Annotated in this window: 26 protein-coding genes; 15 read left to right on the top strand and 11 right to left on the bottom strand. The window is 71.1% G+C overall.

All coding sequences use genetic code 11. The features are described 5' to 3' along the window. Nucleotides 1-43: 43 nt before the first annotated feature. Together AC2D8W_RS10085 and AC2D8W_RS10080 are read right to left on the bottom strand one after the other, a co-directional pair. Nucleotides 44-355 carry a hypothetical protein gene (locus tag AC2D8W_RS10085; protein WP_293484312.1) on the bottom strand — a complete coding sequence of 104 codons (312 nt, stop codon included), beginning with the start codon at nt 353-355 and terminating at the stop codon, nt 44-46. A gap of 92 nt (nt 356-447) precedes the next feature. Beyond that, on the bottom strand, nt 448-1032 hold the full coding sequence (locus tag AC2D8W_RS10080) for a pyridoxamine 5'-phosphate oxidase family protein (RefSeq protein ID WP_484671424.1): 585 nt from the start codon (nt 1030-1032) through the stop codon (nt 448-450). A gap of 73 nt (nt 1033-1105) precedes the next feature. Here AC2D8W_RS10080 and prfA point away from each other — a divergent pair, with 73 nt between their 5' ends. Then, entirely contained in the window at nt 1106-2182 is a 1077-nt protein-coding gene (prfA, locus tag AC2D8W_RS10075) for a peptide chain release factor 1 (protein WP_484671423.1), read from the top strand. A 9-nt stretch (nt 2183-2191) separates the two neighbouring features. Here prfA and AC2D8W_RS10070 read toward each other — a convergent pair whose 3' ends face one another. Further along, the gene (locus AC2D8W_RS10070) at nt 2192-3208 is read right to left on the bottom strand and encodes a YihY/virulence factor BrkB family protein (protein WP_484671422.1); all 1017 of its coding nucleotides are present in this window, start codon (nt 3206-3208) and stop codon (nt 2192-2194) included. Between the two features lie 176 nt (nt 3209-3384). Between AC2D8W_RS10070 and AC2D8W_RS10065 the strand changes: the two genes are divergently transcribed. The 3 genes from AC2D8W_RS10065 (at nt 3385) to AC2D8W_RS10055 (ending at nt 6271) form a co-directional block, all read left to right on the top strand. Further along, on the top strand, nt 3385-4164 hold the full coding sequence (locus AC2D8W_RS10065; RefSeq protein ID WP_484671421.1) for an MOSC domain-containing protein: 780 nt from the start codon (nt 3385-3387) through the stop codon (nt 4162-4164). Beyond that, nucleotides 4161-5030 carry a peptide chain release factor N(5)-glutamine methyltransferase gene (prmC, locus tag AC2D8W_RS10060; protein WP_484671420.1) on the top strand — a complete coding sequence of 290 codons (870 nt, stop codon included), beginning with the start codon at nt 4161-4163 and terminating at the stop codon, nt 5028-5030. The genes AC2D8W_RS10065 and prmC overlap by 4 nt, the downstream gene beginning before the upstream one ends. Before the next feature lie 248 nt (nt 5031-5278). Continuing rightward, nucleotides 5279-6271, top strand: a complete 993-nt coding sequence (locus AC2D8W_RS10055; RefSeq protein ID WP_484671419.1) for a DUF4167 domain-containing protein — start codon at nt 5279-5281, stop codon at nt 6269-6271. A 283-nt stretch (nt 6272-6554) separates the two neighbouring features. Here the strand turns inward: AC2D8W_RS10055 and AC2D8W_RS10050 are convergent, their stop codons facing one another. Then, nucleotides 6555-8585 carry a TonB-dependent receptor gene (locus tag AC2D8W_RS10050; protein WP_484671418.1) on the bottom strand — a complete coding sequence of 677 codons (2031 nt, stop codon included), beginning with the start codon at nt 8583-8585 and terminating at the stop codon, nt 6555-6557. Between the two features lie 104 nt (nt 8586-8689). Here AC2D8W_RS10050 and AC2D8W_RS10045 point away from each other — a divergent pair, with 104 nt between their 5' ends. Next, nucleotides 8690-9172, top strand: coding sequence for a Fur family transcriptional regulator (locus AC2D8W_RS10045; RefSeq protein ID WP_293484327.1), 483 nt, complete (start codon nt 8690-8692; stop codon nt 9170-9172). Between the two features lie 141 nt (nt 9173-9313). Here the strand turns inward: AC2D8W_RS10045 and AC2D8W_RS10040 are convergent, their stop codons facing one another. After that, complete coding sequence (locus AC2D8W_RS10040; RefSeq protein WP_484671417.1) at nt 9314-10213, bottom strand: RcnB family protein; 900 nt, start codon at nt 10211-10213, stop codon at nt 9314-9316. 150 nt (nt 10214-10363) lie between these two features. Between AC2D8W_RS10040 and AC2D8W_RS10035 the strand changes: the two genes are divergently transcribed. Next, nucleotides 10364-10906 carry a DUF924 family protein gene (locus tag AC2D8W_RS10035; protein WP_484671416.1) on the top strand — a complete coding sequence of 181 codons (543 nt, stop codon included), beginning with the start codon at nt 10364-10366 and terminating at the stop codon, nt 10904-10906. A 25-nt stretch (nt 10907-10931) separates the two neighbouring features. On the opposite strand, the gene AC2D8W_RS10030 is transcribed toward AC2D8W_RS10035, so the two are convergent. Beyond that, nucleotides 10932-11165: a hypothetical protein gene (locus AC2D8W_RS10030; protein ID WP_484671415.1), complete on the bottom strand. Its 234-nt coding sequence runs from the start codon at nt 11163-11165 to the stop codon at nt 10932-10934. Between the two features lie 172 nt (nt 11166-11337). On the opposite strand from AC2D8W_RS10030, the gene AC2D8W_RS10025 reads away from it, so the two are divergent. From AC2D8W_RS10025 to AC2D8W_RS10005, 5 genes are all read left to right on the top strand, one after another. Continuing rightward, nucleotides 11338-12198, top strand: a complete 861-nt coding sequence (locus AC2D8W_RS10025; RefSeq protein WP_484671414.1) for a thymidylate synthase — start codon at nt 11338-11340, stop codon at nt 12196-12198. A 4-nt stretch (nt 12199-12202) separates the two neighbouring features. Continuing rightward, nucleotides 12203-12514, top strand: a complete 312-nt coding sequence (locus AC2D8W_RS10020; protein ID WP_293484334.1) for a nucleoside triphosphate pyrophosphohydrolase family protein — start codon at nt 12203-12205, stop codon at nt 12512-12514. Between the two features lie 40 nt (nt 12515-12554). Beyond that, entirely contained in the window at nt 12555-13076 is a 522-nt protein-coding gene (locus tag AC2D8W_RS10015) for a dihydrofolate reductase (RefSeq protein WP_484671413.1), read from the top strand. 71 nt (nt 13077-13147) lie between these two features. After that, on the top strand, nt 13148-14059 hold the full coding sequence (locus tag AC2D8W_RS10010) for an SMP-30/gluconolactonase/LRE family protein (RefSeq protein WP_484671412.1): 912 nt from the start codon (nt 13148-13150) through the stop codon (nt 14057-14059). A 61-nt stretch (nt 14060-14120) separates the two neighbouring features. Continuing rightward, nucleotides 14121-14315, top strand: coding sequence for a hypothetical protein (locus AC2D8W_RS10005; RefSeq protein ID WP_484671411.1), 195 nt, complete (start codon nt 14121-14123; stop codon nt 14313-14315). Between the two features lie 34 nt (nt 14316-14349). On the opposite strand, the gene AC2D8W_RS10000 is transcribed toward AC2D8W_RS10005, so the two are convergent. Next, the gene (locus AC2D8W_RS10000; protein WP_484671410.1) at nt 14350-15450 is read right to left on the bottom strand and encodes an NADH:flavin oxidoreductase; all 1101 of its coding nucleotides are present in this window, start codon (nt 15448-15450) and stop codon (nt 14350-14352) included. A 117-nt stretch (nt 15451-15567) separates the two neighbouring features. Continuing rightward, complete coding sequence (locus tag AC2D8W_RS09995; RefSeq protein ID WP_484671409.1) at nt 15568-16035, bottom strand: GFA family protein; 468 nt, start codon at nt 16033-16035, stop codon at nt 15568-15570. Between the two features lie 134 nt (nt 16036-16169). Between AC2D8W_RS09995 and AC2D8W_RS09990 the strand changes: the two genes are divergently transcribed. The 4 genes from AC2D8W_RS09990 (at nt 16170) to AC2D8W_RS09975 (ending at nt 19294) form a co-directional block, all read left to right on the top strand. Then, complete coding sequence (locus AC2D8W_RS09990; RefSeq protein WP_293484341.1) at nt 16170-17450, top strand: cytochrome P450; 1281 nt, start codon at nt 16170-16172, stop codon at nt 17448-17450. Nucleotides 17451-17509: 59 nt separating this feature from the next. Then, nucleotides 17510-17920, top strand: a complete 411-nt coding sequence (locus tag AC2D8W_RS09985; RefSeq protein WP_484671408.1) for a CHRD domain-containing protein — start codon at nt 17510-17512, stop codon at nt 17918-17920. 269 nt (nt 17921-18189) lie between these two features. Next, nucleotides 18190-18372, top strand: coding sequence for a TFIIB-type zinc ribbon-containing protein (locus AC2D8W_RS09980; RefSeq protein ID WP_484671407.1), 183 nt, complete (start codon nt 18190-18192; stop codon nt 18370-18372). Then, the gene (locus tag AC2D8W_RS09975) at nt 18365-19294 is read left to right on the top strand and encodes a lipid kinase (RefSeq protein WP_484671406.1); all 930 of its coding nucleotides are present in this window, start codon (nt 18365-18367) and stop codon (nt 19292-19294) included. The genes AC2D8W_RS09980 and AC2D8W_RS09975 overlap by 8 nt, the downstream gene beginning before the upstream one ends. A 50-nt stretch (nt 19295-19344) precedes the next feature. Here AC2D8W_RS09975 and AC2D8W_RS09970 read toward each other — a convergent pair whose 3' ends face one another. The 3 genes from AC2D8W_RS09970 to AC2D8W_RS09960 all read right to left on the bottom strand — a co-directional run bounded on the left by AC2D8W_RS09970 (nt 19345) and on the right by AC2D8W_RS09960 (nt 21172). Continuing rightward, nucleotides 19345-19803: a tellurite resistance TerB family protein gene (locus AC2D8W_RS09970; protein ID WP_484671405.1), complete on the bottom strand. Its 459-nt coding sequence runs from the start codon at nt 19801-19803 to the stop codon at nt 19345-19347. Then, nucleotides 19800-20012, bottom strand: coding sequence for a hypothetical protein (locus AC2D8W_RS09965; RefSeq protein WP_484671404.1), 213 nt, complete (start codon nt 20010-20012; stop codon nt 19800-19802). Before AC2D8W_RS09965 ends, AC2D8W_RS09970 begins: the two co-directional genes overlap by 4 nt. A gap of 191 nt (nt 20013-20203) precedes the next feature. Next, a complete protein-coding gene (locus AC2D8W_RS09960) occupies nt 20204-21172 on the bottom strand; it encodes a sodium-dependent bicarbonate transport family permease (RefSeq protein WP_484671403.1) in 969 nt (322 codons plus the stop codon). Between the last annotated feature and the right edge of the window lie 66 nt (nt 21173-21238).

Below are 21238 nucleotides of genomic sequence, written 5' to 3'. Positions count from 1 at the left end.
CGGAGCGGGCCTTTTGCGTTTCTGCGCCGCGTCTGGGCGGACGTTAGTTGGGCGTCACCGCGTCGGCCGCGCGGTCTGCGGCGCCTGCCACGCCCTCGGCGGCGTTCGAGGCGGAGTCCGCCACGCTGGACGCGGCGCTGGTGACCGCTTCGGTGCGGAGCGCGTCGTTGCGGTTCGACTGCAGCAGGAAGAAGGCGATGATCGCCACCATCGCCAGCACGGCGATGCCGATGATCACTCCGCCCATGCCCGAGCCCCGGCCCGTGTCGACGTAGGTCGTGCCGCCCGCATCGCGCTCGACGACGCGTTCGCTGGTCAGTCCGTCGGTCCGCTCGGTGACCCTTTCGATGGCCATGTTCATCTCTCCATGTGTCCCGCGGGGCGAAAACACACGGATCGGCGCGGCGTTCCCCGCCCGCCGGGCGCAACCTCGACCTTGTGAGCGGTTCAGGCCCGGCGCGGCGGGACCACGTCGGCGAAGTCCGGGAAGCTCTTCCACTTGGGCTCCACCGGGACCTGACCGGCCTGCGGCGCGTCGCTGGAGGCCGCCTGGAGCGCCATCTGGGGGATGTAGCGCGGGCAGTTCGGGAAGATGTCGACGGGCGTCACCTTCACCAGCAGCTGGGCCCCCGGGATCGCGGCCATCAGCGGATCTTCGGCCACCACCTCGGCCGCGCCGTTGACCCGCAGGCGGCCGGCCTTCTCGCTCATGGCGATGAACAGCAGGCCCACGTGCGGATTGGACCGGATGTTCCCCAGGCTCTTGAACATGCCGTTGCCGTCGTAGTCCGGGAACACCAGCAGGTCCGGGGCCACGATGCGCGCGAAGCCGGGCGCGCCCCCCTTGAACGAGCAGTCGGGCCGACCCTGGGCGTCGGCCGTCGCCAGGAAGAAGAAGGGCTGGGCCTGGATGAAGGCCGCGTCTGCGTCGGTGAAGCGGTCGTGGCGCAGCCGCTCGTCCAGACGGTCGGCCAGAGCGCGGCTGCCGAAGGCGTCCTGGAGCTCGCGGTTGCCCTCGTGGAACATCGACATGAGCGGTCCTCCCTGCCCGCGAGCATAGCGCGGAATTGGCGCCGTGGCCGGGCTCGGCTAGACACCGCTCCCCATGCGACTTCCCCAGGCCAGGCTCGACCAGGTGCTCGACCGCTTCCGCGAGATCGAGGCGCGCATGGGCGCGGCCACCGACGGGGCCGAGATCGTGCGCCTGTCCAAGGAGCACTCCGAGCTGAAGCCGGTGGCCGACGCGGTCACCGCGCTGGAGCGCGTCCGCGGCGAGGAGCCCGAGCTGCGCGAGATGGCCGAGAGCGGCGACGCCGAGATGGCCGAGTTGGCCCGGGCCGAGCTGGAGGCGCTGAAGGAAAAGTTGCCCCTGCTGGAGCGCGACGTGGCGCTGCTGCTCGCGCCGAAGGACAAGGACGAGAACGCCTCGGCCATCCTGGAAGTGCGCGCCGGCACCGGCGGCGACGAGGCGGCGCTGTTCGCCGGCGACCTGTTCCGCATGTACCAGCGCTATGCCCAGTCGCGCGGCTGGCGGGTGGAGATCGACTCCATCTCCGAGGGCGACGCGGGCGGCTACAAGGAAATCATCGCCTCGATCACCGGCGACGGCGTGTTCGGTCGGCTGAAGTTCGAGAGCGGCGTGCATCGGGTGCAACGTGTGCCGGCCACGGAGGCGCAGGGCCGCATCCACACCTCGGCCGCGACGGTCGCCGTCCTTCCCGAGGTCGAGGACGTGGAGATCGAGGTCCGCGACCAGGACCTGCGCATCGACACCTACCGCTCGTCGGGCGCGGGCGGGCAGCACGTGAACAAGACCGACTCGGCCGTCCGCATCACCCACCTGCCGACCGGGATCGTCGTCACCAGCTCGGAGAAGAGCCAGCACCAGAACCGCGCGCGGGCCATGAAGGTGCTGAAGGCGCGGCTCTACGAGCAGCAGCGCGAGGCGCTGGATTCCGCCCGCGCCGAGAGCCGCAAGAGCCAGGTGGGCTCGGGCGACCGGTCCGAGCGCATCCGCACCTACAACTTCCCGCAGGGGCGGGTGACCGACCACCGCATCAACCTGACCCTCTACAACCTGCCCAAGGTGATGGAGGGCGAGGCGCTCGACGACGTGATCGATCCCCTGATCGCCGAGGACCAGGCGGCGCGGCTGGCCGCGCTGGAGGACGAGTTCGGCTGACGCCGCCGGCTAGCGCCGCTTCACGCGGCCGAGCAGACCGTCCAGCAGCCCCCGCAGACCGCCGAACCGCACGCCGACCGTGTCGGCCATCGTGGCGCCGCGTTCCCCGAGCGGCTCTGCCGGCCCGGTCGTGGAGTCCAGCGCCGTCTGATGCTCGATCTCGGCGTTCAGCTCCGCGCCGACCAGCACCACGATGACGGAAAACCAGATCCAGATCATGAAGGCGATGACGGCGCCGAGCGGGCCGTAGGTCCGGTCCAGCCCCGCGATGTTGTTGACGTACCAGGAGAAGCCCGCGGAGCCGACCATCCAGAGCGCGGCCGCGACGGCGGCGCCCAGGGTCAGCCAGCGCCAGCGCGCGCGCTCGCGGCTCGGGCCATAGCGGTAGGCCACGCTGAAGGCCGCGCTGGCGAGCAGGTAGACCAGCGGCCAGCGGATCGCGATGAGCCAGTCCTCGGCGAGTCCGACCGCCGCGAGCGCGAGCGGCGCGGCGACCAGGATGCCGCTGATCACGATCAGGAAGAGGACCAGGGCCAACGTGAAGCCGTAGGTGACGGCGGCGCGGGCCAGGAAGCTCCGCCGCTCGACCTCGTCGTAGGCGATGTTCAGGCCGTCGAAGAGCGAGCGCATCCCGGCGCTGGCGCTCCAGAGCGAGAGGAGGAGGCTGACCAGGAAGGCCAGCGACAGGCCGCCCGCATCGCCGGTGGCGAGGCGCACCATCTGCTCGCCGATCAGGCCCACGACCGCGGGCGGGAAGACGGCGGAAAGCTGGGCCAGCTGTTTCTGGACCTCGCCCACGTCGGCGAAGAGGCCGTAGAGCGAAACGAAGACGCCGATCGCGGGGAAGATGGCGAGGAGCGTGTAGTAGGTGACGCTGCCGGCCACCACGGTCAGCCGGTCGGCGTTGGTCTCCTGCCAGGTGCGCCACAGGATGTCGCTCCAGCCCCGGAGCGGGATCTGGCGCGGCGACGTGGCGAGACGCCCCCGGCCGGGCTCCCGCGCCTCGAAGCTCTCGGGCGTCGGCAAGGTGCGCCCCGGCCGGCCCGCTGTCCGGGACGGGCTGCGTGGCCGCGACGCGCGGCCTCCTCCTTCGGATGTGATGCTCACCCCATGCCTCCCTGCCGACCTTTCAACTCGGCGCGGAGGTCCCTGTTCCGCCGGACCGCTTGAGCCGCGGGCCGCCTTGGGCCAGAAGCCCGGCCATGAGCGGGCACATCGCGGCGATCTTCCGGCATCCGGTGAAGGGCTTCACGCCCGAGAGCCTCGCCCACGTCGACCTGGCGCCCGGCCAGGGGTTTCCGGCCGACCGCGTCTGGGCGGTCGAGAACGGGCCCTCGGGGTTCGACCCGGACGCGCCGGCTTGGATGTCCAAGCAGAAGTTCACCGTCCTGGCCGCGATCCCGAAGGTGGCCGCGGCGCGGACGCGCCACGACGACGCCACCGGGGTGTTCACCGCCGAAGCCGCCGGGAGGCCGACCTTCGCGGGCCGCCTGTCCGAGCCCGCGGGCCGTGAAGCCTTCGCGGCCTGGCTCACGGCGTTCCTGGAGCCGGACGACCTGCGCGGCCCGCTCCGGGTGGTGGAGGCGCGCGGGGACTTCCGCTTCACCGACCACCCCCTCGGCCAGGTCTCGATCGTGAACCTGGCGAGCGTCCGCGATCTCTCGCAGAAGATGGGCGTGGAGCTCGACCCGCTCCGCTTCCGCGCCAACCTCTACGTCGAGGGCTGGCCGGCGTGGGCCGAGAACGATTGGGAGGGCCGCGAGTTGATGGCCGGCTGGGCGCGCACCCGGGTGTACAAGCCTATCGTCCGCTGCGCGGCGACCGAGGTGGACCCGGCGACGGGCGCAAAGGACCTGGATGTGGTGAAGGCGCTGTTCGACAACTACGGCCACATGAACTGCGGGATCTACGTGCACGCGACGGCGGCTGGCCGGGTCGGGCTGGGCGATGCGATCACCGCGCCCATGCAGGCGGCGCCGTGACCCTCACCCTGGTGCAGGCCTGGAGCCGGGCCAAGGCGCGGCTGGAGGCCGCCGGCCTGCCGGGCCCCGTGATCGACGCGCGCCTGCTGGTCGAGGCCGCGGCCGAGGCGACCCGCACGGACATCGTGACCGATCCCTACCGGGCGCTGAGCGAGGCCCAGGAGGCCCGGCTCGACGACTACCTCGCCCGCCGCGAGCGGCGCGAGCCGGTGAGCCACATCCTGGGGCGCAAGGGCTTCTGGAAGATCATGCTGTCGGTGACCCCCGACGTGCTGACGCCGCGGCCCGACACCGAGACCGTGGTGGAGTACGTCTTGCGGGACTTCCCGGAGCATGCGTCCTGGCGGATCCTGGACCTTGGCGTCGGCTCGGGCGCGATCCTGCTCGCGATCCTGGCCGAGCGGCCCGCGGCCAAGGGGTTGGGCGTGGACATCTCGGAGGAGGCCCTGGCGGTGGCCCGGGACAACGCCGCCGCGCTCGGGCTTGCGAACCGGGTCGCTCTCCTGCGCAGCGACTGGACCGCGGGGCTCGAGGCGAACGAGTTCGACGTCGTGGTCTCGAACCCGCCCTACATCGCGTCCGAGGTGATCGAGACCCTCGAGCCCGAGGTCCGCGATCACGAGCCGCGGGTGGCCCTGGAAGGCGGCGCCGACGGCCTGGCCCACTACCGGATCCTGGCGCCGGAGATCCTGCGGGTGTTGAAGCCGGGCGGCCGGTTCGCGGTCGAGATCGGCTACGACCAGAAGGATGCGGTCGAGGCGCTGTTCCGCGAGGCCGGCGCGGTGTTCGTGAGAACGATCCGTGACCTCGGCGACCGCGACCGCGTCGTGACGGGCGAGAAAAAGACCTTGGAAACGGCGGCCTGACTCGCTACATCAGGAGCCGTCTCCACCCAAATTCGTCGGTGTTGCAGGTAGATGCGTCCCCATGAAGGACGCCCGCCCGACCCGACAGGCGCGAGCTTCTCGACATCGGGCAGGCCTCTCGCTGATGAGCTTCCGGGCGGAAGACGGGGAACACTTACGCCTTCACATCGCGACTGGGCCGAGGTCGGATCGAGCTGGAGGCGAGACGCCGCAGAGGCGCTCAGGAAAGACCGAACGGTTTCTGGATTATGAGAGATTTCAAGGGCATGAAGCGCCAGCGCGGGCGCAACCGGGGCGGTGGCGGCGGCGGCGGCAAGCCACAGCAGAACGCCAACCGGGCGTTCGATTCCAACGGCCCCGACGGCGTGAAGGTGCGCGGCAACGCCCAGCACGTCTTCGAGAAGTACCAGCAGCTGGCCCGCGACGCGAACGCGGCGGGGGACCGCGTCCTGGCTGAGAACTACCTGCAGCACGCCGAGCACTACTTCCGCCTGATCCGCGCCATCCAGCCGAACCGTCCGGCCAGCGAGATCATCGGCCGGGACCAGTTCGCCAGCGGCTACGACATCGACTTCGAGGACGAGAGCGGCCAGGCCGCGGCCCAGGCGGCCGACGAGGCCGCGGAGGCCGGCGTCGAGGCGCGCAGCGACGACCCCGAGGCGAACCGGGAACGCAACCGCGAACGCGACCGCGGCGACTGGCAGGGCCGCGACCGGGATCGGGACGGCGGCGGCCGCGACCGCTGGCGCGAGCGGGACGGCCGCGACGGCCGGGATCGGAACCGCGATCGGGATCGCGACCGCCGCGACGACCGCCCGCGCGGCGACGACGACCGCTTCCGGGACGACCGACCCCGCGACGACAGGCCCCGCGACGAGCGCCCGAGGGACGAGAGGCCCCGCGATGATCGGCCTCGCGATGATCGGCCGCGTGATCGGGACGAGCGCCCGCGCGAGGACCGGCCCCGCTTCGAGCGCGATCGCCGCGACCGGGAGGACCGGCCCGAGCGCGATCCCATGCCGGTGGTCGAGCCCCAGGGCGACAGCCGGCCGGAACCCGCGCCGACCCTGCGCGACGCCGATGGCGAGCATTCGAACGTCCCGGCGTTCCTGCGGCCCACGCGACCCGTCGCCCCGCCGCCGGAGGCGGCCGCCGACGACGAGAAGCCCGCGCGGCCCCGCCGCCGCCGTGCTCCACGCAGCTTCGAGGCCGGCGAGACGTCTTCAGAGGGCGAGGGCTAGGGACACGGTCTCGCGCTCTCAAGCGCGACCCTCAGCCCCCTCCGCCGCGCAGAGCCACCTTCCCTTGCGGGCAAGGCTATCGCCTATGGCCGACGGCCTTCTGTGAGCGCGCCGCAGGCGTTCGAAGACGCAGAGCGCGCAGAGATCTCCGCGTCCTCCGCGCGTCCTCCGCGATCTCTGCGGTTAAGTCGGGCGGCTCCACCGCCCCGCCCGACCTTCACATGCGATCGCTCTCCCCTTGCGGGGAGGATCAGGCAGCCAACGGCCGAGGCGCCGGCCGGCCTCAGAACCGGTAGCCAAGGCCGACGCGGACGTTGCGGCCCGGCAGCGGGGCGATGTCCTTGAGGAACGAGGCGTGCTCGCGGGCCTCGACGTCCCCGAGGTTCCGGCCCTCCACGAACAGGCGCAGGTCCTTGTCTTCGAACGGGCGGACGGTGAGCTGGGCGTTGACGAGGGTGTAGCCGTCGGTCGGCAGCTCGAAGTCGGCCACTCGATCCTGCCCGCCCACGCGACGCACCTCGAGGCTCCCGCTCCACCAGCCGCCGTCGTAGATGCCCCGGCCCGTCACGGACCACGGCGGGATGCGGGCGGGTGGTCCAAGGTCGGTCTTGCCCCGGACGTAGTCCGCCGCGGCCTCGAACCGGAGGCTGCGGCCGCCATCCTCCCACGCGCGGAACGACCCCTCGATCTCGGCGCCCACGAAGCGCGCGTCGGTCTGCTCGAAGAGGAAGATCGGCAGCCCGGAGTCAGCGTCCTCGGCGCCGGTCGGGCGCAGGTCGATGAAGCCCTCGTAGCGCACGGCGAAGAGGTGGGCGTCGACCTCGAACGGGCCGCGTTCCACGTGGCCGGTGAGGTCGAGGGCGTAGGACACCTCGCTGTCGAGCGTGACGTCGCCGACCTCGAACGAGCGCGTCGCCGGGTGCGGACCGTTGGCGAACAGCTCCTCCTGCGACGGGCCGCGCTCGGTCCGGGACCCGCTCACCGAGAGAAACACGCCCTCGGCGGGCCGCACGAAGGCGCCCAGGGAGGCGGACACGCCCGTGAAGCTGCGATCGCCGACGACGCTCTCCAGGTCCTTCTGCTCGATCCGCAGGCCGCCCTCGAAGCCCCAGGTCTCGCGGTCCCAGCGCTGCAGCGTGAACACGCCCCACTCCGTGGTGCGGGTCGCCGGCACGAAGGCCTCGTCGCCGATGGCGTTGAAGTCCCGCTTCAGGCCCTGCAGGCCCACCGCGCCCTGCCACCCGTCGCGGTTCGGCTGGACCGCCTCGATGCGGGCTTCCCAGCCGTCAGACTTGAAGACCGTCCCCGGCGCGCCGCCTTCGAACTCGGTGTGGGTGTAGTCGGCGTAGCCTGCCAGGAAGCGGACCTTCTCGAACGGCCCGAAATCGCCGTTCTGCTCGGCGCGCAGGTCGTAGCGGGTCTGCTCCAGGTCGATGGTGACGACCTCCTCCTCCTCCTCCTCGCCGGCGTCCTCTTCGTGCGCGTGGCCCGGCACGCCATAGTCGGTCTCCGTCCGCTTGACGCTGAAGCCCACGAAGCCGTCGGCGCCGACGTAGGAAAGCCCGGCGCCGTAGGCCGACAGGTTCGCGAAGGTGTTCTCCACCTTGGAGTCCACATCCCCCGGGAAGGGTTCGCCGTCGGCCTCGAGCTGGCGCCGGGATTCGGGGAAGGTGGGGACGTCGTAGTCCTTCGTCTCGCGACGCACGCCGTCGATGCTGAAGACGAAGGGACCGGCTCCGCCCTTCAGCGCGCCGGCGGTCATCCAGCCGTTGTCCACCGACGAGTACGACGCCAGCGCACGGCCCTCGAAGGCGCCGTCCAGCCTGTGGGTCGGAATGCGCTCGTCGATGATGTTGACGACGCCGCCGATGGCCGAGCCGCCATAGGCCAGCGCAGAGGGGCCGCGCAGCACCTCGATGCGCTCGGCTTCCTGGGGATCGGTGGCGACCGCGTGGTCGGGCGAGAGCGCGCTGGCGTCCACCTGGCCGAGGCCGTTGGAAAGAACGAGGACGCGCGGTCCGGAAAGGCCGCGGATCACCGGGCGGCTGGCGCCCGGGCCGAAAGCGCTGGAGCGGACCCCCGCCACGCCGCTCAGCGCGTCGCCGATGCCGCCGACCGGCGCCTGGTCGATATCCTGGCGCCGGAGGATGTCGACGCTGGTGGTGGCGGAATCAAGGGTGACCGGGAACGGCGCGGCCGTGACCACCACCTCGCTGACCTCGTGGCCCGGCCGGCCCTGGACCTGGGCCAGCCCGGGGGCGGCGGCGAGGAGGGCCACGGCGGCCGCCGCGGCGAAGAGCTTCGGTTTGAACATGGAGCGCCTGGGAGGGACTTGCGAGAAGCGCTCACCGTTATGAAATAACATAACCGCTCGTCAAGCGCGTTGCCGCCGGCGCCGGATCGGAGTTACCTCAGCCCATGTCCACGGCGTGCGATCATCACGAGGAGCACCAGCACCACGGGCTGCGCGGCGCGGCGCTCGCGGCCGCGCTGACGTCCGCGGAGGCCCGGTGCGCGGCCACCCAGGAGCGACTCACGGCGCCCCGCCGGCGGGTGCTGGAGCTGCTGCTCGGCGCAGACGCGCCCCTGAAGGCCTACGACCTGATTGCAGCCTTCGGCGACCGCGGCGAGCCTGCCAAGCCGCCCACGGTGTACCGTGCGCTCGAGTTCCTCGAACGCCTGGGATTTGCGCACCGGATCGAGAGTCTGAACGCTTATGTGCCATGCCGCATCGAGGGGGCGCACGTGGCGGCGTTCCTGATCTGCGACTGCTGTGGCGAAGCCGCCGAGGTCCAGCCCGACCTCGCCGCGCAGGTCCGGGCCATGGCCCGGGCCACCGGCTACGAGGTGCGAGGCGTGACGCTGGAAGCGCACGGACTGTGCGCGGGCTGCCGCCCGTAGAGCCGCCGGACGGCGACGCGCCCGCAGCCGGCTAGGGCTGCGGGCGTCTGGTCGATCGAGGCGGACAGGGTCAGGCCCAGGGCCTCACCCGTTCAGACGGAACCGTCTGGCCGGGATCGGGGGCGGCCTGTCGCTTCGCGATCACCAGAAGACGTTGCGCACGACCTGGACGACCCGGCCGCTCCACTCGTCCACCAGCAGGGCGTCGTCGCCGGCGCGGACCCAGTTGAAGCCGGGCGGCGGAAGCGGAAGGTCGTAGTACCAGGGATCGACGATCCACCAGTTCGGGCCGAACCAGGTCCGCGGCAGGAAGTCGCCATAGGTCCAGCTGCGCACGTAGAAACCCACCGGCGGGCGCCAGACGTGCCGGTAGCGATAGCGGTTCGGGCTGAAGTAGCTCGACGGATAGCGCCCACGCTCCCAGCGGCGGTGATCGCCCCGATGATCGCGGTCCCCGCGGCGCTCCCAGTCGCGGCGACCGTCGCCGCCCCAGCGGCGATCACCGTCCCGCCGGCCGTCCCGGTCGAAGCGGCCGTCCCCGCGGGGTCCGTCGTCGCGGCGCCCGTCGCTGCGGGGCCCATCGCCGCGGCGGTCGCCGTCGCGCCAGCCGCCGGCCCGCTCACCGCCATCGCGCCGATCGCGACGGTCGCTGTCGCCCCAGTCTCGCCGGTCGCCGCGGCCTTCCGGACCGCCACGACCGCGACCGTCGCCGCGTCCGCCCCACTCGCGCCGATCGCCGCCGCCGCGCGCTTCGCCGCGCTCCCCGCCATCGCGGCGGGGCTGAGCCGCGGCCGGCGCCTGCGGGGCCGAGGGCGCCTCGCGCGCCACCGGGGGGCCCTCGCGCCGACCGCCCCCGTCGCGTCGGCCGCCGCCGTCGCGCCGGCCGCGGTCGAAGTCGCGAGACGCGCCGTCCCGCTGCGGCCGGTCTCGCCGCTCCAGGCGTTCGGCCCGATCGCCGCCCCCCGGCTGGGCCGAGGCGGGCGCGGGGATCGCCGCCGCCGCCAGGATCACGACCGCCAGGGCCGTCATCGCCGTCTTCATCGTCGTTTCATCCGATTGCGGTCGCCTTTCGGCGGCCGGTCAGTCCCTTCATGGGACAGTTGGCGCGCTCGGGCCTGAACCGTGCTTGAACGGCGCCGCGGACGCCACGGGATGATGCGCGGGACGGGGACAGGACTGTAGGATGAGCCGATGAGCGCGACTCCCCACGACATCCTCGGCTTCTGGACCCAGGCCGGGCCCAAGCAGTGGTTCTCGAAGAACCCGAGGTTCGACGCGGCCATCCGCCTGAAGTTCGAGCCGGTGCACCATGCCGCGGCGCGCGGCGAGTACGATCACTGGGCCGACACCGCCGAGGGGACTTTGGCGCTCCTGATCCTGCTGGACCAGTTCCCCCGCAACCTCTTCCGGGAGAGCGCGCATGCGTGGGCCACGGACCCCAAGGCGCGCGTCCTGGCCCGCGCGGCGGCCGAGAAGGGCTGGCACCGCGACGCCCCGGCCGATCTCCGGCAGTTCATGCTGCTGCCGTTCGAGCACTCCGAGGACCTGGCGGACCAGGAGTACGGCCTCGAACTCGCGCGCGACCTCGGCGACGCCGAGATGATCAAGTGGCACGAGATCCACCGCGACATCATCGCGAGGTTCGGGCGATTTCCGCACCGCAACGCGGCGCTGGGACGTGCGACGACGGCCGAAGAACAGGCGTTCCTCGACGAGGGTGGTTTCTCGGGATAGCGCTGGGCGCGCGCCGCCGGAGAGGCTACTCGGGCCTGGTCTGGCCCTTGTCCGCCGGCTCGGCGGCGCCTTCGCCGGGCTTGGTGGCGGCCTTGACGGGCTCGTTGCGGCACGTCCTGCGCTTGAGGTTCGAGCCGCTCACCTCGTAGGTCACGCAGACCTTGCGCATCTCGGGCTGGGCCGCCTTGGCCGCTTCCCCGGACTGCGTGGCCTCGGGCGCGACGAAGAGCGCGATGGCCGCGAACGCGGAAATCAACATGGAAACCCCTACTCATGGATCCTGTAAGTCGCCCTTAGCCGTGGGGAACGGGCACGCGGAGGCTGGAATCGACCAGCGGTCGCTCCCGCGTTGCATCCTGCCTGTGGATGAGGCGCCGGCGTCGGCTGATTCGCCTGTCTCCGAATCACTTGCTGCGCGAGGCTGACGCTTGATGAACGCCCACGCCGCCATCGCCCCGCGCCCCTACGCCGCTCCGGACCACCCCGAGCGGCAGTACCTCGGCCTGCTGGAGGACATCCTCGAGAACGGCGTCCGCCGCGGCGACCGGACGGGCGTCGGCACGCTGGGCGTCTTCGGCCGGCAGATGCGCTTCGACCTGTCGCAGGGCTTCCCGCTGCTGACGACGAAGAAGCTGCACCGCAAGTCGATCATCCTCGAACTGCTGTGGTTCCTGCGCGGCGACACCAACGTGCGGTGGCTGCAGGAGCGCGGCGTCAGCATCTGGGACGAGTGGGCCGATCCGGCCGGCGAGCTGGGCCCGGTCTACGGGAAGCAGTGGCGCTCTTGGGCGGCCCCGGACGGCCGGGTGATCGACCAGATCGCCGCCGTGGTGCGGGGCCTGAAATCCAATCCCGACAGCCGCCGCCACATCGTCTCGGCCTGGAACCCGGCCGAGGTGGAGGACATGGCCCTGCCGCCCTGCCACTGCCTGTTCCAGTTCTTCGTGGCCCCAAGTGACAAAGGGGGCGGGAAGCTCTCGTGCCAGCTCTACCAGCGCTCGGCGGACGTGTTCCTGGGCGTGCCGTTCAACATCGCCAGCTACGCGCTGCTGACGCTGATGGTGGCGAAGGTGTGCGGATACGAACCCGGGGAGTTCGTGCACACCCTGGGCGACGCGCACCTCTACCTGAACCACCTCGACCAGGCGCGGCTGCAGCTGTCACGCGAGCCGCTGCCCCTGCCCGTCATGCAGATCGCCGACAAGGACGACCTGTTCGGGTTCGACTACGAGGACTTCAAGCTCGTGGGCTACCAGGCGCACCCGTCCATCGCCGCCCCGATCGCGGTCTGAGCCCTTGAAGGCGCCGCTCACGCTCCGCGAGGTGACCGAGTCGGCGGCGCGGATCTCGGACATCTACGCCGGCAAGTACGCCATCGCGCGTGACGACGACTGGTACCTGATCAAGCTGCAGGAGGAACTGGGCGAGCTGGCCCAGGCGCACCTGCGGCTGTCCAGCCGGGGCCGCGGCGAGGCCACCGAGCACGACCGCGCCGACGAGGCGGCCGACGTCCTGTGCATGCTGCTGCTTTACTGCCGCCGCTTCGACATCGACGTCGACGCCGCCGTGCGCCGCAAGTGGCTGAGCTGGCTCGAGCCGGCGCGCTGATCCGTAGCGCCCGGCCCCCGCGCGCGCTAACGAGGGGCCCATGTCGTCCAACGTCATCCTCGCCGCCGGTCCGATCGCGCGCGCCCGCAACGGCGTGATCGGACGCGACGGGACCCTGCCCTGGCGCCTGCGCACCGACCTCGCCAACTTCCGCGCGGTGACCATGGGCAAGCCGGTCATCATGGGCCGCAAGACCTGGGAAAGCCTGCCGAAGAAGCCGCTCGTGGGGCGGACGAACGTCGTGCTCAGCCGCGACGGCTCGTTCGAGCCCGCCGGCGCCGTGGTGTGCGAGGACTTCTCCGAGGCCGTGGCGATCGCCCGCGAGCAGGCCGAGGACGACGGCGCGCGCGAGGTGTGCGTGATCGGCGGCGCCTCGCTCTTCGAGCTCGCCCTGCCGAAGGCCCGCCGGCTGTATCTGACCGACGTGGACGCCGATGTGGAGGGCGACGTCGTGCTCTCGCCGATCGACGAGAGCCGGTGGACCGAGGTTCGGGCCGAGCGTCACGAGGCGTCGGAGCACGACGAGCATCCGTTCACGATCCGGGTGCTCGAACGCCGCTGACGCGGGGTCACCGATGGCGCCTCTCGAGGCGCGCGCTATGGTCGCCGCCAACGGGAGAGGGAGCGTGCGCCATGGATTTCGAGGTGGTCTGCGAAGGGCTGGAGTTTCCCGAGGGGCCGATCGCCATGGCCGACGGATCGGTGATCCTCACCGAGATCAAGGGCCAGCGGCTGACGCGGGTGAAGCCGGACGGATCGAAGGAGACCGTGGTCGAGACCGGCGGTGGTCCGAACGGCGCGGCGATCGGGCCCGACGGCGCCATCTGGATCACCAACAACGGCGGCTCGTTCGTCTGGCTCGACAACGGCGGCCTGACCATCCCGGGTCCCACGCCGCCCACCCACACGGGCGGCTACATCCAGCGCTACGACCTGAAGACGGGCAAGCTGGAGACGGTCTACGAGGCCTGCGACGGCAAACGGCTGGTCGGGCCCAACGACCTCGTCTTCGACAGGTCGGGCGGGTTCTGGTTCACCGACCACGGCTGCTCGACCCCTGACGGCCGGAAGAACGGCGCCGTCTACTACGCCAAGGCTGACGGCAGCCACATCAGCCAGCAGCGCGGGCACCTGATCTCGCCGAACGGCGTTGGCCTCTCGCCCGACGAGAAGACGGTCTACGTGGCCGACACCCAGCTGGGCCGCCTGTGGGGCTTCGACGTGGCCGAGACCGGGATCCTCGCGCCGAACCCCGGCTTCGCGCCCGGTCGCGTGATCTGCAACCTGCCCGGCTACCAGCTGCTGGACAGCCTGGCGGTGGAGGCCTCGGGCAAGGTCTGCGTGGCCACCATCATCAACGGCGGCATCACCGCCTTCGACCCGGACGGCTCGGTCGAGCACTTCGCCTTCCCGGACCTGATCTGCACCAACATCTGCTTCGGCGGGGCCGACATGCGCACGGCGTGGATCACGGCGTCGTCCACCGGCAAGCTGATGAAGGCGACCTGGCCGCGGCCGGGACTGAAGCTGAACTTCAACGGCTGAGGGTTCATCGAACCGTCGCGAAACTGTGATCACGTGGGGTCCCATAAGCGGAGACCTGTCCATGGACAGCTTCGAGATGCTTCTGCTTGCAGCAAGCGCCGCGGTGATCGCGCTTGTCACCACGATCGTCCTGTTCAGACCCTTCGATCGCATTCGCCGCAGCGACAACAGGGACTGGGCATGGTTCGGAGGCGACCATCGAAGTGATGGCGACTGCGCCCACGGCGGAAGTGACGGCGCCGGAGGCGGCGACTGACCATCGCCACCTCGCGAGCGGCCGGGCGGAACAGCTAGTACAGCGTCGCCATGGCCGCGCGGTCGAAGGCCTTCAGTTCGCCGTGGCGGCCGTCGCGGACCTTCACGACCCACTCCGGATCCTGCAGCAGGGCGCGGCCCACCGCGACGAGGTCGAAGTCGCCGCGCTCGAGCATCTCCTCCAGGCGGTCCAGCGACGCCGGCTCGCTCTTTTCGCCCGCGTAGGCGGCGATGAACTCGCCCGACAGACCCACGGAGCCCACGGTGATGGTCGGGACGCCGGTGATCTTCTTGGCCCAGCCGGCGAAGTTGAGGTCGCTGCCCTCGAATTCCGGCTCCCAGAAGCGCCGCTGCGAGCAGTGCAGGCAGTCCGCGCCGGCGTCCACCAGGGCGCCGAGCCAGGCTTCCAGCGCCTGCGGGGTCTCGGCTAGGCGGGCGGTGAAGTCCTGCTGCTTCCACTGGCTGATGCGGATGATCACCGGGTAGTCCGGCCCGACCGCCTTGCGCACTGCGCGCAGGATGTCGGCGGCGAAGCGGGCGCGGCCGGCGATGTCCTTGCCGCCGTAGGCGTCCTCGCGGAGGTTCACGCCGTCCCAGAAGAACTGGTCGATCAGGTAGCCGTGGGCGCCGTGCAGCTCGATGGCGTCGAAGCCCAGGTCCTTGGCGGCCTCGGCGGCGTCGGCGAAGGCGCGGACGGCGTCGGCCACCTCCTCCTCGCTCATCGGCTCGCCGAACTTCTTCCCGGGGCTCGAGTAGCCCGACGGGCTGTCGTAGGGGCCGGGCGGCCGCCAGGTCTCGCTCCGGGTGCGCACCGCGCCCACGTGCCAGAGCTGGGGCGCGATCTTGCCGCCCTCGGCGTGCACCGCGTCGACCACGCGCTTCCACGCCGCAAGCTCGGCCTCGCCGTGGAAGCGGGGGATGTTCGGGTCGTTCAGCGAGGCGGGCCGGTCGACGCCCGTGCCCTCGGTGATGATCAGGCCGACCTGGTTCTTCGCGCGGCGCGCGTAGTAGGCCGCGACGTCCTCGGTGGCGACACCGCCGGGCGAGAACGATCGCGTCATGGGCGCCATGACGATGCGGTTCGGAAGGTGCACGCCCTTCAGGTCGAAGGGGCGGAAGAGGACGTCGGTGGCCATGGAAGTTCCCGAGAGGCGATGTTCAGGTTGTCTCTAGCGGAGCTTCGGACCGCAGGCAGCGTAGAAAAGCTGAGCGCTCCGGCGCCGCCTCTGGGCGCGCGGCCTTCGGGAGCGGGCTCAGCGCACGTTCAGCGCCGCTCTGCGGGCCAGGCTCTCAGGCGGCCAGAGGGCCTGCATGTCGTAGTAGATCTCGAACGACGGCGTATCGTCCGGGAGCCTCACCCAGGGCAGCTTCGAGCGCGTGAAGATGTGCGCATCGGGGACGATCGCGGCGGGATCGTCCAGCGTGGCGGCGCGCAGGAAGCTCATCACCCTGCGGTCGCCGTAGTCGGACCACAGCGTCGTGCCGCAGGCCGTGCAGCGGTAGACCAGGTGCGGGCGGCCGGAGTCGGTGGGCATGGCGGTCGGCCGGAGCTCGCCCGAGCGCACCGCGATCCTGTCGGTCTCGATGATGGCGTTGATGACGAACGCCGACCCGACCTGACGCTGGCAGTCGCGGCAATGGCAGCAGTTCGTGAACATCGGCCGCGACGCGAGTTCGTAGCGCACCGCGCCGCAGGCGCATCCTCCGGTCAGTCCCGTCACCTCGGTCCCCTCATGTTGCAGGCGCGAAGAAGTTGACGCTCGCGTCATCTTTCTTGACTCAGCCAAGGTCGAAGGCCATCGTTTTTCCTGACGCCGTGCGGGCTGCAGAACCCGCGCCAGAGAGGATGCAGAAGATGGACGACGCCTCGATCGACCTCCACCGCGCGGCTCGTGACGCCGCCTACTCGATGCCGCTCGAGGAGATCAATCCGGCCGATCCGGAGCTCTTCCGCACCGACACCATGTGGCCCTACTTCGAGCGGCTGCGGAAGGAGGACCCCGTCCACTACACGGCCCAGACGCCGTGGGAGGACATCGGCGCCTACTGGTCCATCACCAAGTACAACGACATCATGGCGGTGGACACGAACCATGAGGTGTTCTCGTCCGAGCCGACCATCGTGCTGCCCGACCCGGCAGAAGACTTCACGCTGCCGATGTTCATCGCGATGGACCAGCCGAAGCACGACGTACAGCGCAAGACTGTCCAGCCGATCGTGGCGCCGAACCACCTGGCCTACCTCGAGCCGATCATCCGCGAGCGCGCCGGCAAGATCCTCGACGACCTGCCGATCGGCGAGGAGATCAACTGGGTCGACAAGGTCTCGATCGAGCTCACGACCATGACGCTCGCCACCCTGTTCGACTTCCCGTGGGAAGACCGGCGCAAGCTGACGCGGTGGTCGGACGTGGCGACGGCCGGGCCGGAGAGCGGCATGTTCTCGTCGAACGATCCCGAGGTCGCCGAGCAGGAGCGGCGCCAGGAGCTGTTCGAGTGCGTCGACTACTTCATGAACCTCTGGAACGAGCGGGTGAACGCCCCGCCGAAGCCCGACCTGATCTCCATGCTCGCTCACGGCGAGGCGACGCGGAACATGGACCGCATGGAGTACCTCGGGAACCTGATCCTGCTGATCGTCGGCGGCAACGACACGACCCGCAACTCGATCTCGGGCTCGGTCCTGGCGCTGCACCAGAACCCGGACCAGAACCGCATCCTGCGCGAGAACCCCGCGCTCATCCCGAACATGGTCTCCGAGACCATCCGCTGGCAGACGCCGCTGGCCTACATGCGCCGCACGGCGAAGCGGGACGTCGAGCTGGGCGGCAAGACCATCAAGGAAGGCGACAAGGTCGCCATGTGGTACGTCTCGGGCAACCGGGACGAAGAGGTCATCGAGCGGCCGAACGACTACTGGATCGAGCGGCCCCGCGTGCGCCAGCACCTGTCCTTCGGCTTCGGCATCCACCGCTGCGTGGGCAACCGCCTGGCCGAGCTGCAGCTCAAGATCATCTGGGAAGAGATCCTGGCCCGGTTCCCGCGGCTGGAAGTGGTGGGGCCGCCGCGGCGCGTCCTGTCGTCGTTCGTGAAGGGCTACGAGCACCTGCCGGTGGTGATCCCGACACGCAATTGACGCGCTTCGGCCCCTAGGCTTCCATCCCGCCTCCAAGTCGGGGGCGGATGGAGGACGAGATGATCAAGAACTGCATGCTGGCGCTTGCCGCGGTCGCGCTCCTGGGCGCGCCTGCGCAGGCGGCCGACAAGCTGTCCGCCCACCTGGGCGGCGCGGGCTCGCCGGACACGGACGGCGGCGGCCACGCCAACTTCCAGATCGACACCGCCAAGAACGAGGTCTGCTACGACCTGATGGTCGAGAAGATCGACTCGGCGACGGCGGCCCACGTCCACCGCGGCGCCGCCGGGGCCTCGGGTCCGCCCGTGGTTCCGATGAACAAGCCCGGCGCCGACGGCAAGTCGAAGGGCTGCGCCACGGTCGGCGCCGATGTGGTGAAGGACATCCTGGCCAACCCGGCCGGCTACTACGTCAACGTCCACAACGGACCCCACCCGGGCGGCGCGATCCGCGGGCAGCTCTCCAAGTAGGGACGGGACGCGGCGAGGCCCTCACCGCTTCGCGGGCGGGGCTTTCGTCGCGGCAGTCTTCGCGCACGCGGCCTTGGCCGTCGGGGCGGCGGGCGCCTTCCCGGGCCGCGCCCACGCGCACGAGCCTCGCCGCCGGTCGAGACGCCGATCACCCAACGCGACGGCACATCCGGCGTTGATCGCAGCCATGAGGCCTTTTCATCGCCTGCCGCTGGCGAGGGAGCCCTCGAACCCCAATGTCCTGCGTCGCCGCGCCGTCAGGAGAAGTCGTGATCGCCCCGCTCTGCCTGAGCTGCCGAGTCCCGATGCAGTCGCTGCACTTCAAGTGCGTGGAACTGGACCTGTGCCCCCATTGCCGCGGCGTCTGGCTGGATCATGGCGAGCTCGAGAAGCTCATGACCTACGCCGCGGGCGAGGGCGCGCCGCCCAGGCGACGGCCCGCGTATGACTGAGCTGGCGGTGCTTCCCTCGCGGTCCGCCCGCCCGGCGGCCGCGCCGCCGGTGCGCCGCCTGCTGCTGGTGGGCAACACGCGCTCGCGGAAGGGCCGGCGCGGCCTCGCCGAGGCGCAGGAGGCGTTGCGGCGCGAAGGCTACGGCTTCGATACCCTGCCGCTGTCGCCCGACCAGGATCTGACGGCGAGGGTGCGCGGCCGGCGGTACATGGTCGACGCGGTCGCCGTCGCGGGCGGCGACGGGACGCTGAACGCGATCGCGCCGGCGCTTCTGGAGACGGGCCTGCCGCTCCTGGTGCTGCCGACCGGTTCGGCCAACGACCTCGCCCGCACGCTCCGCGTGCCGCCGGCGCTTCCCGACGCGGTGAGGCTGGCGCGGACGGGCGAGCTCCGCACGATCGACGTCGGCTTCGCCAACGGCCGCCCCTTCTTCAACGTGGCCAATATCGGGCTGGGCGCCCTGGTCACGGAGAACCTCGACTCCGGGCTGAAGCGCCGGCTGGGCCCCCTGGCCTACCCCATCGCCGCCCTGCGAACCCTCCGGCGGGCCCGCCGGTTCACGGCCCGCATCCGCGGCGCCGGCTGGGACGTCGAGGTGCAGACCTTTCAGATCTCCGTCGGCAACGGGCGCTACTACGGCGGGGGAACCCCCATCGAGGCCCAGGCGCAGATCGATGACGGGCAGCTCGACCTCTACAGCCTCGAGGTCTCGGACCTGCTGCGCCTGCTTGCCCTTGCGCCGCGGCTGCGGCAGGGCCGTCAGCGCCTGTCCGCCCAGGTCCGCGTCGGGGCCTGCACCCGCTTCGAGGTGGAGACCCGACGCCGCTGGCCGGTGAGCCTCGACGGCGAGATCCTCACCCACACGCCGGTGACCTTCACCATCTCCCCGCAGGCCGTCCGGGTCTTCGCGCCCGCCGCCTGACGGGTCGCCCGTTCGGGCCGAACGTTTGGAACTGGTTCTCCGGCTCGGGCTCAGGGCGCGTCGGCGACGCCGACCTCCTCGGCGGACACCCCGACCGCACGGCAGATGCGGCGCACCGCCTGCCGTTCGGCCTCGTCGTAGCCGCCATCGGCCATCGCCACCGCGTTGCAGGCCTGCAGCAGCGCGCGCGCCTGGCCGGGATCGGAGCGGAGACGGGCGATCAGCGCCATGCAGACGGGCTCCGCCGTCTCGGGATCCTCGATCAGGGCGTTCAGGAACCGATCGAAGTCGCGGACGACGTGCTCGAGGTCGAGATGGGTGGAGTCGGCGAGCAGCCGGAGCCGCTCGACCATCTGCCGCCTTTCGTCGTCGGTCGGCCAGCCGTCGGCGCCGGCCACGATGGCGCAGGCCGCCGCCAGGGCGCGACCGGACTCCGGGGTGCGTCGAAGGGGCTGCTCGACGCGACCTGTCGCGCGGATGGGGCGGCGCAAGCTGAGGACCGAACTCATTCGGCGGCCATGAGCTGGACCGGCCGTGCGTCGGGCGCCGGCGCCGGCATCAGCCCGCCGAGGTCGGCGCCCCACCACAGGTCGGCCGCCGCCACGTAGGGCGTCCACCAAATCTGCGCCAGGATCAGCCCCTCCATCGTCTGCCGCCGGCCAAACCGCGCGGACTGGTCCTCTCCCTGTCGGAGCTCGATTGTCGGCGTACGTTTCATCAGTCCCTCCGGTGTGGCCCGGCGCGATGACGCGGCGCGGGCGCGGCTGCTGGACCGACATCGTGAAGCCGCCCCAAGTCGGCGGCCGCACCAGAGGGGCCGGTCCCGGAGGGGATTTCAGGCCACGGCCGGCGCTCCGCAAGGCGAAGGTCGATGAGGAAGCGCCATCGTCGCGAGAAGCAACGCTCATGCTAGCTGAGCAGCCGCGAGGCGGCCCAGGCGTAGAGGGGGATGCCCACCAGCAGGTTGAACGGGAAGGTGACCGCCAGCGGCAGGGTCACATAGACCCCCGCGTTCGCCTCCGGCAGCGCCAGGCGCATGGCGGCGGGGACGGCGATGTAGGACGCAGACCCGGCGAGGACCATCAGCATCGTGGCCTCGGCAAGCGGCAGATCCAGCGCAACGCCGATCCCCAGCGCCACAGCGGCGCCGGTCAGCGGAACCAGGATGCCGAGCACCACCAGGCGTGGATGAAGCGCCTTGCCGCCGAGCAGGCTGCGCGACGCGGTCAGCCCCATGTCGAGCAGGAAGAAGCAGAGCGCGCCCTGGAAGATCGTGTTCACGAAGGTGTCCAGCCTGGCCATCCCGGCCGCGCCGGTCAGGGCGCCGATGACGAAGCTGCCGACGAGAACCATCAGCGCCCCATTGCAGAAGACCTCGTGCAGGGTGCGTCCGGGCGTGGCGGCGGGCGCGGAACCGGGCGTGCGCCGCGCGAGCAGCAGGCCCGTGAGGATCGCCGGCGTCTCCATGACGGCCAGCACGGCGGCCATGTAGCCGGCCGCCGGCCGCCCCAGGCCGGTCAGGAACTCGCTCGCCGCCGCAAAGGTGACCACCGAGACCGAGCCGTAGGCGGCCGCCGCGGCCGCGGCCGTGGGCGAATCCAACCGTCCGAGCGTCCGCAGCAACGGGAACAGAGCCAGGGGCGTCGCGAAGCTCAGCAGGAGGCCGGCCGCGCCGGCCGTCAGCATGCCGGCTTCGAACCCGTGGAGCCGAGCTTCCACCCCGCCCTTGAAGCCGATGCAGAGCATCAGGTAGAGGGCCAGCCCCCGCGAGACCTGTTCCGGCACCGTGAGGTCCGACCGCACGAAGCCGCCGATGGCTCCCAGCACGAAGAAGAGAGTTCCCGGCGCCACCAGCGCCGCCGCCATTCCCAGGTCCATGGGTCCGCCCCCTGCGAAGAAGTGCGCCGCACTACCCCGCCCAGCCGACCGGCCAACCTTGATACT

The organism is Phenylobacterium sp. T106, assembly GCF_057219735.1.
This window is presented reverse-complemented; position numbering and strand designations above follow the sequence as displayed.